The following is a 13358-nucleotide window of genomic DNA, read 5'->3' on the forward strand; positions in this document are numbered from 1 at the left end:
GTTCGGGAACCCGAGTGAAAAACCTGGGCAGTCGCGCCCACCCAGTCCCGACGGCTCCGGAATTAGGTGAAAACGGCCAGTATTTACGGTACCGCAGTCCCCACTTCCGGTATGGCAGACGACGGGGACCGGCACCGACAGAGTCGGCTCTTTACCGACGACGACGGCGAATTCGACGCCGAGCGATCGCGAGACGAGTCGCTCCCGGTCGAAGACGGGGAAGTCATCGACACCGACGACCTCGCGGACCACCAGCAGTACGTCGAGGGGAGGGGCATTTACGACGAGCGCAACCGGGTCAACGATCTCACAGGGAGAGAGTGGAAGTACGCGACGAAATCCGTGATCGCAGAGGGCTACCCACCCGCAGTCCAGCACGACCTCCGGAGCGAACACGGCGGCCAGAAACCGCCGCGGCTCTGTGCCGACCTCATCGGCCGGTTCAGCAAAGCTGGCGACACCGTCCTCGACCCGTTCGCGGGCGTCGGCGGAACGCTCCTCGGCGCGAGTTTCTGCGAACACGAGGGAACCGGACTCCGCGAGGCGATCGGGTTCGAGCAAAACGATCGCTGGATATCGATCTACGAGACGGTACTCGACCGGGAAAACGAGGACCGACGCGCTCGTGGCGACCCGCCACTGGCCGCCCAGGACCTCCGCCACGGCGACTGCGCCAACCTGATCGAGGACGTCCCCGACGACTCGATCGATCTACTCCTGACCGACGTTCCCTACTGGCACATGGACGAACTCGAGCAGACGCGAAACGAACGGCGAACCAGGGAGAGCAAACTCGGTTCGTTCGACGGCGACGATACCAGCGAGCATCCCGACAGCGGCGACGAGGGATCGACAGCGGCCGACTCGAACTCGGGGACCGAACGCCCCTCCGAGACGGCAGGCGATCGAACGAAAGCCGACTGGCTCGCGGACATGGCCGCGAAGTTCGATCGATTTACCGACGCAGTCGCCCCCGACGGCCACGTCGTCGTCTTTATTGGCGACATGTACCGCGATCAGTCCTACGAGTTCCTCTCGGCCGACCTCGCGCGAGCGATCGAAGCGACCGCGCCGCTTTCCCTCGCCGCGACGCTGATCTGGTACGACCCGACGAAGGACCTCCACGTCTACGGCTATCCGTTCTCGTTCGTTCCCTCGATGGTTCACCAGAACGTGCTGGTGTTTCGACTCGACGATGCGAGTCGCTGAGGCGAGTGAACAGGCTCCGAACATCCCGTCTGACCGCCGTCAGTCGATCGTCTGACGGGGTTTTACCTTCCCGGACGACCACTCCGACAGTAGGCGCGTCGTGTGGCTCCCCATCACCCCATCCGCGCGCCTATCCCCAAACCAGTCCCGTCCATTCGCGCCCGGGTTCAATCCTCGAACCGCCCGAAAGAGCGGTCCCGGGCAGGCGTGGGACGGGACGGTGCCCCCTCACCCGAGCGGCGCGATGGCTCGTTAGTTCTCATACTCGCGATCGGAAACCGGTCCGAGCGGCGGCGTTGGAAACGGACTCGGTTCCGTCGAATCGCCTCGACGGGTCCATACGGTCCGTTACGCCTCGTAACCGATGATCGCTCGAACGAGAAACAGACCATGTCGATATCCTCACCCGCGGATACGAATGGTCTGGTGAATGCAGGGGATCACCGACTGGCAAAACGGATCACCAACAGTAGATTGGACAGGAGGACAAAAAGTCTAAAAAGAAAGTGCTCTCAAAATCACACTTAATGTATTTTGAAACTGAAGCGTATATCGATGAATACGTCATCAATGGAGAAAACAGTGGAATCTTCGCCGGAGATGACACCCGTATCACGTACACTCCGGAGGATCCGGATGCGGGGCCCCCGGTGTCTATCTCGACGGACGAGGTCACCACCATTACGTTCAGACGGGACACAACGCTTCAGCACAACAACATACTCGGATGGTTCTTTGCTGCCATAACTCTCTTACTGATCATTGTCACCTACGTGGGATTCTTCGCTGGCCAGGGCACGGATCCCGATCTGAACGCCATCACCATCTTCATGTGCTTCCTGGTCCTGGGCGGGGTCTCTACCACGTACAACTACTTCAACGGTGAAGACTACGACATCATCGTCACCTACGTTAGAACCGATGACGGCGAGTCCCACGTCTTCACCGGACGACTGAAAAACACGGAATTCGTCGAAGCGTGCGGTGAGCTCATCGAGTCAAACCTCGAGACAAGAAACCAGAACAAGAAACTCAAAACAGAACTCAGTGACAGACGATGCTACTAACACTCGGCCCCTTCCGACGGCTGTACTACTGTAGGAGGTACGCGGCCTGTCGGCAGCACGGTCGCTGATACCAAACACTACTTACGAATCTCAACAGGGTCGGGAAGCGATCGTCGGGGAAACGGGACACCGAACCGTATCAGGCAGTCGCCGGGAGCAACGCCGATCGAACGCGATCGGCCTGGTCGGTTTCGACGATAATCGCCACCTCGTCGCCGGCTTCGAGTTCCGTTCCGGGAAGCGGAATCGTCAGCGGTTCGCGCTCGCGACCGTGGGCGTAGATACGCGCTGCCTCGGGCAGATCGACTTCGGAGATGCGTTTTCCGACGGCGGGCGATCCCTCTCGAATCTCCAGGACGGTCAACTGGAGGTTCTCCGCGAGGTCGCTAACGACGTTGAAGTCGCCGCCGAGCATGGCGGTTTTGGCACCGGCGGCTCCGAGCCGTTCCGGGTAAATGATCTCGTCGACGTCCGCGGCGTACTTTTTGTAGATGTCCTCGCGGTAGTCCTCGTCGATCCGGAGCACCGTCCGACAGCCGTGATGGGTGCCGACCATACACGCCGCGAAGTTGACGTTCAAATCTGGCGTGAACGCGCCGATCGCGTCGGATCGCTCGATTCCTGCCTCGACGAGCGTCGCTTCGTCGGCCCCGTCTCCCTGAACCGTCTCGAAGCCGGCCTTCTCGGCGCGCTCGATCCGATCGCGGTCGTTGTCGACGACGACGACGTCGTGGCCTTCCTCGACGAGAATGCGCGCCGTTCGCGACCCGACTCGTCCGTACCCCACGATGACAAACCTCATGGTACCGAGATACACGCTCCGGGGTCAAATACGTTCGCTCGATCGCGGTGGCCAGGTGGCGTCGACGGTGACTGTGGGGTGGTGCCGACTGCGAGTGACAGTAATCGCGATCGAGTCGAGCGCCCCGACCGTGTGAATGCACAAACATGAATACAAATGCGACGACCACGGACGGGAACATTTAACTAATCGGTATGGGTATGCCCGAACGTCCAATATGGGGGCTTCCGACACAATCGCGGACTACTTCGAGTTCGACGAGTACGGAACCGATTTCAGAACGGAAACGCTCGCGGGGCTGACGACGTTCCTCGCTATGGCCTACATCATCGTTGTCAATCCGGCGATCCTGAGCGGCGCGATCCTCTGGAACCACGAGACGGGTGAGTTCCAGGGCGAAGCCGTGATCGACGGGACGACCTACGGGGCCGTCGAGATCACCCAGATGCTCGCCGTGGTCACCATCCTCGCCTCGATCGCCGCAATTCTCGTGATGGCCCTGTACGCGAACCGACCGTTCGGACTGGCTCCGGGGATGGGGCTGAACGCCTTCTTTACGTTCACGGTCGTCGTGATTCTCGGCGTCCCGTGGCAACTCGCACTCGCCGCGGTCTTCGTCGAGGGACTCATCTTCATCGCACTGACCGCCGTCGGCGCGCGACGGTACATCATCGAACTGTTCCCCGAACCGGTCAAGTTCGCCGTCGGTGCCGGGATCGGCGTCTTCCTGCTCTTTCTTGGCTTACAGGAGATGCAGATCGTCGTTCCCTACGACGCGACCCTGATCACGCTCGGGAACGTCCTCCAGAGCCCAGTCGCCGCGCTCTCGCTCGCCGGATTACTGCTGACGCTGTTGCTGTACGCCCGCGGCGTTCGTGGCTCGATCGTCATCGGGATCGTGACGACGGCGGTCGCCGGATGGCTCTTGACCCTCGCCGGCGTTGTCGCGCCGGACGTGCTCACGCCGGAGGGATCGTACGATCAGATGACCAACGACGGCCTGGTCTCGATGCTCACCTCGGTCCAGTACGACTTCACGCCGCTGTTCTGGGGCTTCGTCGAAGGCCTCGGCATGATCACCGACGATCCGCTGGTCTTCGTGCTGGTCGTCTTCACCTTCTTCTTCGTGGACTTCTTCGATACCGCCGGGACGCTCATCGGCGTCTCCCAGATCGCCGGTTTCCTCGACAGCGAAGGTGACCTTCCCGACGTCGAGAAGCCGCTGATGGCCGACGCAGTCGGAACGACCGTCGGTGCGATGATCGGCACGTCCACCGTGACGACCTACATCGAATCCTCGACGGGCGTCGAAGAGGGCGGCCGAACCGGCTTTACCGCGTTGATCGTCGGCGTGTTGTTCTTCCTCGCCTTGCTCGTCGTCCCGCTGATGTCTGCGATTCCGCAGTACGCGACGTACCTCGCACTCGTCGTCGTCGGGATCATCATGCTTCGCGGGGTCGCTGACATCGACTGGCAAGACCCCGCGTGGGCGATCGCCGCCGGGATGACGATTACCATCATGCCGCTGACGACCTCGATCGCCAACGGGCTCGCTGCCGGGATCATCAGCTACCCGCTGGTCAAAGCCGCGGTGGGCGAACAGCGCGACGTCTCGCTCGGCCAGTGGGCGCTTGCGATTGCGTTCGTCGCCTACTTTGTTATCTACTTCTCGGTCCAGGCCGGCATCGTGACGTTCTAATCGGTCACGGGCGGGTTCGATCGGTCACGGCGCGGGGTAACCGGTGACCGTGCAACGCTCGTCCGCGATTCCGGCAACCTGGCGGGCGATCGGTGATCTCTTAGGGGTCAACTTACAACGGGCAGTTATGGCAAACATTACGTTCTACGAACTGCCCGGCTGTCCGTTCTGTGCGAAGGTCCGGACGAAACTCGAAGAACTCGAACTGGAGTACGACACGATCGAAGTGCCGCGTTCACACGCCGAACGGACGGAAGTCGAGCGGGTCAGCGGACAGACCGGGGTCCCGGTCATTAGCGACGAGTCCCAGGACATCGAGGGGATGGCCGAGAGCGACGACATCGTAGCGTATCTAGAAGAGACCTACGCCTGACCGTCGATCCTGGCGACCGTCCGGATCGGGGTGGAGTTGTCCCTCTCCTCCCACTTCCCCTCTCCAGTAACCACATCTGATTACGTTCCAGCAGTATGGGAATAGGAAGTAGTTATATACTCGGCAACGAACAGACTATTCTATATGACGCTCGCTGGCGATCAGGGGGAACGCGATCGGTCTCGGCGGCGCGTTCTCGCGTCCGCGGGTAGTCTCGTCGCGACCGGCGTTGCGGGTTGTGTCGGCGCTGATTCGACCGCGGTGGACGTGCTTTCGGCCGGCAGTCTCGCACGGACGATCGAGGATCACGTCGGTCCGGCGTTCGAAAACGAAACCGACCGACGGGTCCACGGGGAGTACTACGGAACCAACGCGGTCATGCGGATGATCGACGACCGGACAAAACACCCCGACGTCGTCGTCAGCGCCGATGCGACGCTGCTTCGCGATCGTCTCTACGGGACGTTTACCGACTGGGACGTCGAGTTCGCGGCCAACAGCGTCGGACTCGGATACAACCCGGAGACGACGTTCGGTCGTCGAATCGCGGACGGGGAGCCGTGGTACGAGGTCGCAGTGGACGCCGACGCAGGCGCGCTCTCGATCAGCGATCCGAACCTCGACCCGCTGGGGTACCGGGCCGTTCAGGCGTTCGAACTCGCAGAGAAGACACACGGTCTCGACGGGTTTCGCGATCGGATGCTGGACCTCGTCTACGAGGAGCCCGAGGAGCCACAGCTCATGGCGGGCGTCGAAAGCGGATCTCGGGCCGCTGCGGTCGTCTATCGTAACATGGCAGTCGATCACGACCTGCCGTTTCTTGAGTTTCCCGAGGAATACAGTTTCGGCGCGCCCGACCGGGCCGACTGGTACGCGACGGTCGAGTTCACGACGGACGAAGAGGGGTACACCGCCGAAGGACGGCCGGTGCTGTACAACGCGACGGTCCTTTCCGGGGCCGACGACCCGGACGCCGGCCACCAGTTCGTCCAGTTTCTCGTCGACAATTCCGACCTGCTGGTCGATGCCGGACTGACGGTCGGTGACCACCTGCCACGACCGCACGGAACCCCACCGGAGGCGATCGACGTATGACTCCCGGAGACCGCCGACCTCGGCGCTCGGGAAGCGATCGACCTCGGAGCCCCAGAGGCGATCGGTCTCCAAGCCCCAGAGGCGATCGACACACGACCCACACGCGATGGCTCAGCGATCGGATCCGGGGACCGAGCGGAACGCCGGGACTGCTCGTTCCGGCCGTTCTCGGCGGCGTTTTGCTCGTCTACTTCGCGATTCCGTTCCTCGCGTTCGTCGCCCGTACCGGCGTTGGCAACGTCGTCGCCGGACTCTCGACGCCGGCCTCCCAGCTTGCGATTCGGAACTCGCTCGTGACCGCTCCCGTCTCGACGGCGATCGCAACGGTCTTCGGCGTCCCGCTGGCGTACGTCCTCGCACGCACGTCGTTCGTCGGCAAGCGCCTCGTCGAAGCGCTGGTCATCCTGCCGCTGATCGTCCCGCCGGTGGTCGGCGGCGCGATGTTGTTGACGGCCGTGGGCCGGTTCACACCGATCGGTGCCGGGGCCGCTGCCGTCGGCATCTCGCTGACCGACAGCCTGATCGGCGTCGTGCTCGCCCAGACGTTCGTCGCCGCGCCGTTCGTGGTCATCACTGCACGGGCGGGGTTCGCCGCGGTCGACGAGCGGTTAGAACAGGCGTCGCGATCGCTCGGGTACGGCCCCCTCGCGACGTTCTGGAACGTCTCGCTGCCGCTTGCCCGCGGGGCGATCGTCGCGGGAATCGTGTTGACCTTCGCGCGGGCGATCGGGGAGTTCGGTGCGACGATGATGGTCGCCTACAACCCGCGGACGATGCCGACCAGAATCTGGGTCGACTTCATCGCCGGCGGCATCGACGCGATCGTCCCCCTTGCCCTCGCACTCCTCGGAATCACGCTTCTCGTTCTCGCCGCAGTTCAGTGGTTCGGACGGGTACCGACGGTGATCGATCGATGATCCTCGAACTCGACGGCGTCTCGAAGCGGTACGGCAGCGAACTGGCCGTCGACGACGTCTCCTTCGGACTCGCTTCTGGCGACGTAGTCGGCCTGCTGGGACCGAGTGGCTGTGGCAAGACGACGATCGTGCAGGCGATCGCCGGCCACGTTCGACCGACGACTGGTCGGGTACGGCTTCGCGGCGAGGACGTGACCGAGGCCCCGCCGGAGACGCGTCGCGTCGGCGTCGTCTTCCAGGAATCGACGCTGTTTCCCCACATGACCGTCGGTGAAAACGTCGCCTACGGGCTCGCTGCACAGGATGTGGGTCCTGAAAAGCGAGTGGCGATCGTCGAGGAGTACCTCGACCTGGTTGCCCTCGCTGATCGGCGTGACGCGTTCCCCTCCGCGTTAAGCGGCGGCCAGCGACGCCGGGTCGAACTGGCGCGAGCGCTCGCCCCCGAACCGGACCTGCTGGTGCTCGACGAACCGCTGTCGGCGCTCGATCGCGGCCTGGCACAGCGACTCCGGGACGAAATCGCCCGCATCCAGCGCGAAACGGGGGTTACGACGCTGTTCGTCACGCACGATCAGGAGGCGGCGATGGCGCTCGCGGACCGCCTCGTCGTGCTGGCCGACGGCCGCGTCTCCGCCGTCGGGGACCCCCGATCGCTCTACGAATCGCCGCCGAACCCGTTCGTAGCCTCGTTTCTCGGTCGCTCCAACACGTTCACGGCGACGCTGGTCGCGCGCGACCCGCCGACGCTCTCGATCGACGATCGCGAACTGACGGTCGAGGAGTCACCGGCGGTTCGAACCGACGGGGCCTCGGGGACCTATTCAGAGGACAGTTCGGACGATCGGTCGACCAGCGTCCGGGCCGCCGCCGTTCCGTCCGGGTCACCGGTTACCTGTCACGTTCGACCGGACGAGATCTCGCTTCAAGCCCTCCACGGTGACGAGACGGCACCGGCGCAGTCGCTGCCGGGAACGGTCGTCCGCGTCGCGGACGTGGGTCGCCGGTACGACGTGACCGTTCGGATCGAGACCGGCGACGAACTCGTGGTTTCTCAGTCGGGGTCCCCGCCGCCGATCGAAACGCCGGTCGCGATCGAACTCCCCGGGGACGGGGTGACGGTGTTCGATACTGACGGAAACTCGCCAGCGAACAGCTGACGGTTTCATCGATCCCCATCAAAACAGTCCCAGCAGCCACCGAGTTGCACTCTCGGTGCCGGTTTCCGCGTCCGCGATCAGGCCGCTTCTTCCCGCTCCGCTCGCTCCCGGATGACGTCCCGGAGTTCGTCCGCGTTCCGAAACTTCTCGAGTTCCTCGCGTTCGACGAGCGCGGTGCCGTCGATCGAGTCCTGTTTCGCTCGGTCGACGACGTAGACCGATCGGGTTCGGGTGACACGACCGATCGAACTCATGATGCGGGCGCGTTTTTCGGCGGCTTTCGTGAATTTGGAGTGGCCGGTGAGGACGACGTCGCTGTCGTCTTCGTCCTCGCTGACGGCTTTAAATGGCGATCGAACTGTCGGGTGGACCTGGTAGCCGGCCCGCGTGAGCACGGCGACGACGCCTTCGTCGTCCGGGTCGGCCTCCGGATCGTCCGGGGTCGACTCCGGATCGTGGACGTCTTCAGCACCATCGAGGACGTCGACGGGACTCGTCAGTTCCGAGTCGAACATCTCTTCGAGCGCCATCGCGACCTCAACGGAGGCGTTCATCCCGTCTTCGTACTTGGAAACGGTGCGCCGGGAGACGCCGAGTTCGCTCGCGAGGCGACCAAGACTCCAGTCGCGGTCTTCGCGTTCGTCGGCAAGCAAGTCGCCGTCGATGTTGACGTACAGGCCGCCGGGTGCGGCATAAATCAGCGGCGGCACGCCCTCGATGAACAGGTTGTAAGCGGTGTCGGGGCTGAAGACCGGCACGCCGTGACGGAAGTAGATCACGTCGGGTTTGAGGTCTTCGTCGCGGCTGCGAAGGCCGATCACCAGCGGCGTCGCGTGGAGGTAGTTGCCCAGCCGACGCATCTCGTGGCCGGTCGCCTCGTTGAACGCGTCGATGTTGCCGAGGATCTTGACGAGTAACAGGTCGTCGCCGCGTCTGGCTGCGATATCGAAGCTCTTCGGTCGGATCGCACACCGGTCACTGACCACGAATCCCGCGTCCTCTAACATCGCGGTCACGTTTCCGACCAGTGCCGAGCGGGACATACAGGGATGTAAGCCAGTCCTCGGATAAGAAGGTTTCCCCGCTGTTGCCGGGACGCCGGCATGCGATTCCCGATCGTCACGGGAGTACACTTAAGTAATAGTGTACGATTGTTCATCCCGAATTACGCACTCCGGCGGCGTCCCGAAAGGCGTTACTCCGCACAACTGCAAGCGGAGACGATGACCGTCGTCGGAATCGACGATACGGACTCCCGGGAGCGAGGGATGTGTACGACGTACGTTGCCAGACGGATCGCGGAGCGACTGCGCCGCGAAGCCGGCGGAACTGGAAAGTGTGAGGAGGCCGACGGCGAGTCAGCGTCGCGACTCCTGCTGGTCCGGCTCAATCCCGCCGTCGAGTACAAAACTCGGGGGAACGCCGCGCTGGCGATCCATACCGACTGCGAGCCGGACCTGGCGTTCGAGGTCGCCCGCGATCGACTCGCGGCCCTCGCTGAGACGGCCGACGAACGCACTAATCCGGGGCTCGTCGTCGCCGCGGGCGGGCCCGAGGACGTACCCGACGACGTTCGCGAGTTTACGCGGCAGGCGATCCGGGATCACCTCACGCGCGCCAAAGCCATGGAGATCGTCGATCGCCACGGCTATCGATCGTGGGGGGCCGGCAACGGCCGCGGCCGAATCGGTGCGCTTGCGGCCGTCGGCAGCTGGGCCGCCCTCGAGTCGTGGACCTGGGAGTACATCTCCTACCGCGAGCCGGATCGGTGGGGAACCGATCGCGCGGTCGATCGTGAGAGCGTCTTCGCCGCGGCGGAGTGGGGGTATCCCGCGGTCTGGGACACCGTCGATCGCGGCGAGGGCGAGACGGTCTGTGTGCCACACACGCCGGGACCGATCCTCCACGGAATTCGCGGCGACGACCCCGACACCGTCCGGGCGGTCGCCGATCGAATCGAAAGCGAACCCGTCTACGAGAGTCAGCTGTTCGTCACGAATCAGGGGACCGATATTCACGTACGGGAGGGATCGATCGAGTCGGCCGTGAACGATCGCGCCTATCGCATCGACGGGCGAGTGGCGTCGCCCCCTGAAACACGACGCGGGGGCCACGTTTTCGTTGGGCTCGAACACGACGGGAGTGGCGAGGTCGATGCCGACTCGGAAAACGGACCGCTCCGGTTCGAATGTACTGCTTTCGAGCCGACGAAGCGGTTCCGTGATCGGGTCCGGTCGCTTCGCGTCGGCGATCGACTCACCGTCTGTGGCGAACTCTCGCGGGGAACGCTCAAACTGGAGAAGTTCGCCGTTCGAGAGCTGGTGACGACCGATCGTGTGACGCCGACCTGTCCCGACTGCGAGCGCCGGATGAAAAGCGCCGGACGAAATCAGGGCTATCGGTGTCGAGACTGTGGAACGAGTGCGGACGGGAAAGCGGAAATCGAGATCGATCGGAACCTCGAAGCCGGCTGGTACGAGGTGCCACCGTGTGCCCGACGGCACATCGCGAAACCCCTCGTTCGCGGCGGGTTCGACGCACCGACGCATCCGGAGCGGTAGCGTCGATCCCGGACGGGAAGCGACCGGATCGGTCCACCGCGGATCAATTGTCGACGACCCATTCCCCGTTTCGGGCACGATAACCGTCGAACTCGCCCTGTTCGATCTCGCGTTCGATCTCGTCGCGGGTGTCTCCGCCGAGGCGGACGAGATGACAGAGCGGGTGACCCGGAACCGCAACCGGGTTTTCGAGGACGCCGACGATCAGGCCGGTAAACGGCGCGGTCACGGTCTTGGATTCGGTCTTGAAGTGGTTCGTGATCGTACAGATCGGCTCGTCCTCGTAGACGAGGGGGTACGGTCCCCACTCCATTTCGACGAGACCGCCGGTCGGTGCCCGGAGCCAGCGTTTCTCGCTGTCGGCGGTCGTCGTCTGGTACCACCCGGGCCAGTGGACCGGTTCGTCCGGCAAGACGCCGTACTCCGCGAGGACGCTCTCGACGCCCTGGAGCGCCTTCTGGATGAGCGCCGGCTGGAACCGGTGGGCGCGTCCCATCTCGACGGTGATCGTCGGAATGCCGTCCGCCGTGGCCGCCGATCGCAACGAGCCGCCGTCGCCACCGCCGTAGAGGACGACGTTCGCGCCGAATGCCCGCGCCAACCGCTCGACCTCGGGGTTCGTCAGATCGGCACGGACGTGATAGATCGTCGTCCGGTTTCGCGTCGACGTGTGCAGATCGATCCCGAGATCGCAGTTTGCGATGAACCGGCTGTAGATTCGGTGAGCCATCTGCTGGGCCGTATTCCCCGTCTCTCGGCCCGGAAACTCCCGGTTCATGTCCTGATCGTAGATCGGAATGTACCGCTGTTGGGCCTGGTAGGCCGGCACGTTACAGACGTGCAGACAGACGATCGTTCCGTGGAGATCGGCCGGCCGATAGGTGTCGGCAACCTCCTGGACGACTTTGACGCCGTTCAGTTCGTCGCCGTGGATGGCAGCCGTCAGAAAGACCGTCGGCCCGCCGTGTTCGCCGTTGACGATCGTCACCGGGATCTCGACGGGGTCGCCCATGTAGGTCTCGCCGACTTCGTATCGAATGTGTCGCGTCTCTCCGGGGTCGACCGCCGCGTCGTACCGGAACGGTCGTGGCTCCGGCCTGTCGATCGTCATGCCACCCAGGTTCGTCTCAATTCATATAACACTGCTGTACGGCCCGTCGCGAATCGACCGTGCTACTGGAGGTCTGATAGCCTCTATGACCGTCCCTGATCGACTGTAGCGGTGGGCTTCGGTCGGTTCGCTTCCCGTCGGTTACCTTCGCCTAATCGGCCCCGATGGCTCACATCGGAACGCGCTCGAACGGCTGACTCGCCCCGAGTTGTTTCCGGAGTTCCATCAGTCGCCCGAGATCCTGCCGGGAGACGGTTCCGATCGGGTCGCCGTCCTCGACGATCGCGACCAGCGGGCCGCCCCCCATCGCGACGAGAACGTCGAAGGCTGGCGTTTCGGGCGTCACGGTAGGGACATCGGGAATCATGATTTCGCGGACAGTCGTCGTTTCGTGAGCGTCACGAGGGACCCGTTTCAACGCCGAGAGGGTCACGTAGCCGACGACTTCGTCGTTCGCATCGTCGACCACGACGTACTCAGTTCGCCGATCGCGGACGAGTCGATCGGTGAACGTGGCGATCGAATCGTCGACGGCGACGGACCTGACGCCCGTCTCCATCACGTCGCTCGCGGTGACGCCGGTGAGCAGTTCGTCGAGCATCGTCGTGCGGGATTCGGTCGTCGCCGTCCCGTAGACGAACAAGGCGATGAGGATCAACACGGGGTTCCACGAGAGCACGCCGAAGATCGCGAAAAAGAGGGCGAACAGCGTGCCGACGCGGGCGGCGGTTCGCGTCGCGCTGGCGTAGCTTCGCCGGCGAGCGAGCAGCGCCCGCAGGATGCGCCCGCCGTCCATCGGAAACGCGGGGAGCATGTTGAAGACCGCGAGGGTGACGTTGATGACGGCCAGCCAGCCGACGACGAAGACGACGATCGGCAGGCCGGCGGGAAGGACCTGCAGGAAGACGAAAAAGGCCCCGGCGAGCAACACGCTCGTGATGGGACCGGCGATCGCGATCCAGAACTCGCGGTTCCACTCGCGGGGCATCGATTCGAGCGCGGCCAGGCCGCCGAAGATCCACAGCGTGATCGATCGGGTGCCGATGTCGTACCGGCGGGCCGCGTAGGCGTGACCGAGTTCGTGGACGGCGACGCTAAAAAACAGCCCGACTGCGGCCGCGATCCCGATCAGCCACGGGGTCGCGCCCTCCGCGAGAGCCGCTTCGTCGATCGAGACCGGTGTGAGTCCCTCGACGATCGACGTGTAGACTTCGATCTGACCGGTTCCGGCGATCAGCCAGACGAGAATCGGCATGAAAACCAGCAGCGAGATGTTGAGCTGTATCGGTATTCCCCAGACACTTCCAATTCGGTAATTTCGCATTCGTATCAGAACGGAGGAATTGCACTCACTTGAGGATTCGCAC

Annotated in this window: 12 protein-coding genes; 8 read left to right on the forward strand and 4 right to left on the reverse strand. The window is 63.7% G+C overall.

Going from position 1 to position 13358, the window contains the following annotated elements; all coding sequences use genetic code 11:
• Positions 1 to 111 precede the first annotated feature (111 nt).
• Both AC6I6L_RS16935 and AC6I6L_RS16940 read left to right on the forward strand, forming a co-directional pair.
• On the forward strand, positions 112 to 1209 hold the full coding sequence (locus AC6I6L_RS16935) for a DNA methyltransferase (RefSeq protein WP_497918948.1): 1098 nt from the start codon (positions 112 to 114) through the stop codon (positions 1207 to 1209).
• A gap of 527 nt (positions 1210 to 1736) precedes the next feature.
• The gene (locus AC6I6L_RS16940) at positions 1737 to 2276 is read left to right on the forward strand and encodes a hypothetical protein (RefSeq protein WP_497918949.1); all 540 of its coding nucleotides are present in this window, start codon (positions 1737 to 1739) and stop codon (positions 2274 to 2276) included.
• A gap of 139 nt (positions 2277 to 2415) precedes the next feature.
• On the opposite strand, the gene AC6I6L_RS16945 is transcribed toward AC6I6L_RS16940, so the two are convergent.
• Entirely contained in the window at positions 2416 to 3078 is a 663-nt protein-coding gene (locus tag AC6I6L_RS16945) for a potassium channel family protein (protein ID WP_497918950.1), read from the reverse strand.
• 217 nt (positions 3079 to 3295) lie between these two features.
• On the opposite strand from AC6I6L_RS16945, the gene AC6I6L_RS16950 reads away from it, so the two are divergent.
• The 5 genes from AC6I6L_RS16950 to AC6I6L_RS16970 all read left to right on the forward strand — a co-directional run bounded on the left by AC6I6L_RS16950 (position 3296) and on the right by AC6I6L_RS16970 (position 8319).
• Positions 3296 to 4777, forward strand: a complete 1482-nt coding sequence (locus tag AC6I6L_RS16950) for an NCS2 family permease (protein WP_497918951.1) — start codon at positions 3296 to 3298, stop codon at positions 4775 to 4777.
• 127 nt (positions 4778 to 4904) lie between these two features.
• Complete coding sequence (locus tag AC6I6L_RS16955) at positions 4905 to 5150, forward strand: glutathione S-transferase N-terminal domain-containing protein (protein WP_497918952.1); 246 nt, start codon at positions 4905 to 4907, stop codon at positions 5148 to 5150.
• A gap of 144 nt (positions 5151 to 5294) precedes the next feature.
• Positions 5295 to 6245, forward strand: a complete 951-nt coding sequence (locus AC6I6L_RS16960; RefSeq protein ID WP_497918953.1) for an extracellular solute-binding protein — start codon at positions 5295 to 5297, stop codon at positions 6243 to 6245.
• On the forward strand, positions 6242 to 7162 hold the full coding sequence (locus tag AC6I6L_RS16965; RefSeq protein WP_497918954.1) for an ABC transporter permease: 921 nt from the start codon (positions 6242 to 6244) through the stop codon (positions 7160 to 7162). The genes AC6I6L_RS16960 and AC6I6L_RS16965 overlap by 4 nt, the downstream gene beginning before the upstream one ends.
• A complete protein-coding gene (locus AC6I6L_RS16970; RefSeq protein ID WP_497918955.1) occupies positions 7159 to 8319 on the forward strand; it encodes an ABC transporter ATP-binding protein in 1161 nt (386 codons plus the stop codon). The genes AC6I6L_RS16965 and AC6I6L_RS16970 overlap by 4 nt, the downstream gene beginning before the upstream one ends.
• Before the next feature lie 77 nt (positions 8320 to 8396).
• Here the strand turns inward: AC6I6L_RS16970 and AC6I6L_RS16975 are convergent, their stop codons facing one another.
• A complete protein-coding gene (locus AC6I6L_RS16975; protein ID WP_497918956.1) occupies positions 8397 to 9362 on the reverse strand; it encodes a transcriptional regulator in 966 nt (321 codons plus the stop codon).
• Between the two features lie 180 nt (positions 9363 to 9542).
• Here AC6I6L_RS16975 and AC6I6L_RS16980 point away from each other — a divergent pair, with 180 nt between their 5' ends.
• Positions 9543 to 10880 (forward strand): TiaS agmantine-binding domain-containing protein, encoded by a 1338-nt coding sequence (locus AC6I6L_RS16980; protein WP_497918957.1) that lies wholly within the window; start codon positions 9543 to 9545, stop codon positions 10878 to 10880.
• A 43-nt stretch (positions 10881 to 10923) separates the two neighbouring features.
• On the opposite strand, the gene AC6I6L_RS16985 is transcribed toward AC6I6L_RS16980, so the two are convergent.
• Together AC6I6L_RS16985 and AC6I6L_RS16990 are read right to left on the reverse strand one after the other, a co-directional pair.
• Positions 10924 to 11991 (reverse strand): succinylglutamate desuccinylase/aspartoacylase family protein, encoded by a 1068-nt coding sequence (locus AC6I6L_RS16985; RefSeq protein ID WP_497918958.1) that lies wholly within the window; start codon positions 11989 to 11991, stop codon positions 10924 to 10926.
• Positions 11992 to 12160: 169 nt separating this feature from the next.
• Complete coding sequence (locus AC6I6L_RS16990) at positions 12161 to 13315, reverse strand: site-2 protease family protein (protein ID WP_497918959.1); 1155 nt, start codon at positions 13313 to 13315, stop codon at positions 12161 to 12163.
• Between the last annotated feature and the right edge of the window lie 43 nt (positions 13316 to 13358).

The sequence above is a fragment of the Halosolutus sp. DAT137 genome (assembly GCF_059736405.1).

Bases quoted from the DNA above. Each gene is read 5' to 3' on its own strand.
- AC6I6L_RS16935 (WP_497918948.1), top strand. From the start codon at position 112: ATGGCAGACGACGGGGACCGGCACCGACAGAGTCGGCTCTTTACCGAC.
- AC6I6L_RS16940 (WP_497918949.1), top strand. From the start codon at position 1,737: ATGTATTTTGAAACTGAAGCGTATATCGATGAATACGTCATCAATGGA.
- AC6I6L_RS16945 (WP_497918950.1), bottom strand. From the start codon at position 3,078: ATGAGGTTTGTCATCGTGGGGTACGGACGAGTCGGGTCGCGAACGGCG.
- AC6I6L_RS16950 (WP_497918951.1), top strand. From the start codon at position 3,296: ATGGGGGCTTCCGACACAATCGCGGACTACTTCGAGTTCGACGAGTAC.
- AC6I6L_RS16955 (WP_497918952.1), top strand. From the start codon at position 4,905: ATGGCAAACATTACGTTCTACGAACTGCCCGGCTGTCCGTTCTGTGCG.
- AC6I6L_RS16960 (WP_497918953.1), top strand. From the start codon at position 5,295: ATGACGCTCGCTGGCGATCAGGGGGAACGCGATCGGTCTCGGCGGCGC.
- AC6I6L_RS16965 (WP_497918954.1), top strand. From the start codon at position 6,242: ATGACTCCCGGAGACCGCCGACCTCGGCGCTCGGGAAGCGATCGACCT.
- AC6I6L_RS16970 (WP_497918955.1), top strand. From the start codon at position 7,159: ATGATCCTCGAACTCGACGGCGTCTCGAAGCGGTACGGCAGCGAACTG.
- AC6I6L_RS16975 (WP_497918956.1), bottom strand. From the start codon at position 9,362: ATGTCCCGCTCGGCACTGGTCGGAAACGTGACCGCGATGTTAGAGGAC.
- AC6I6L_RS16980 (WP_497918957.1), top strand. From the start codon at position 9,543: ATGACCGTCGTCGGAATCGACGATACGGACTCCCGGGAGCGAGGGATG.
- AC6I6L_RS16985 (WP_497918958.1), bottom strand. From the start codon at position 11,991: ATGACGATCGACAGGCCGGAGCCACGACCGTTCCGGTACGACGCGGCG.
- AC6I6L_RS16990 (WP_497918959.1), bottom strand. From the start codon at position 13,315: ATGCGAAATTACCGAATTGGAAGTGTCTGGGGAATACCGATACAGCTC.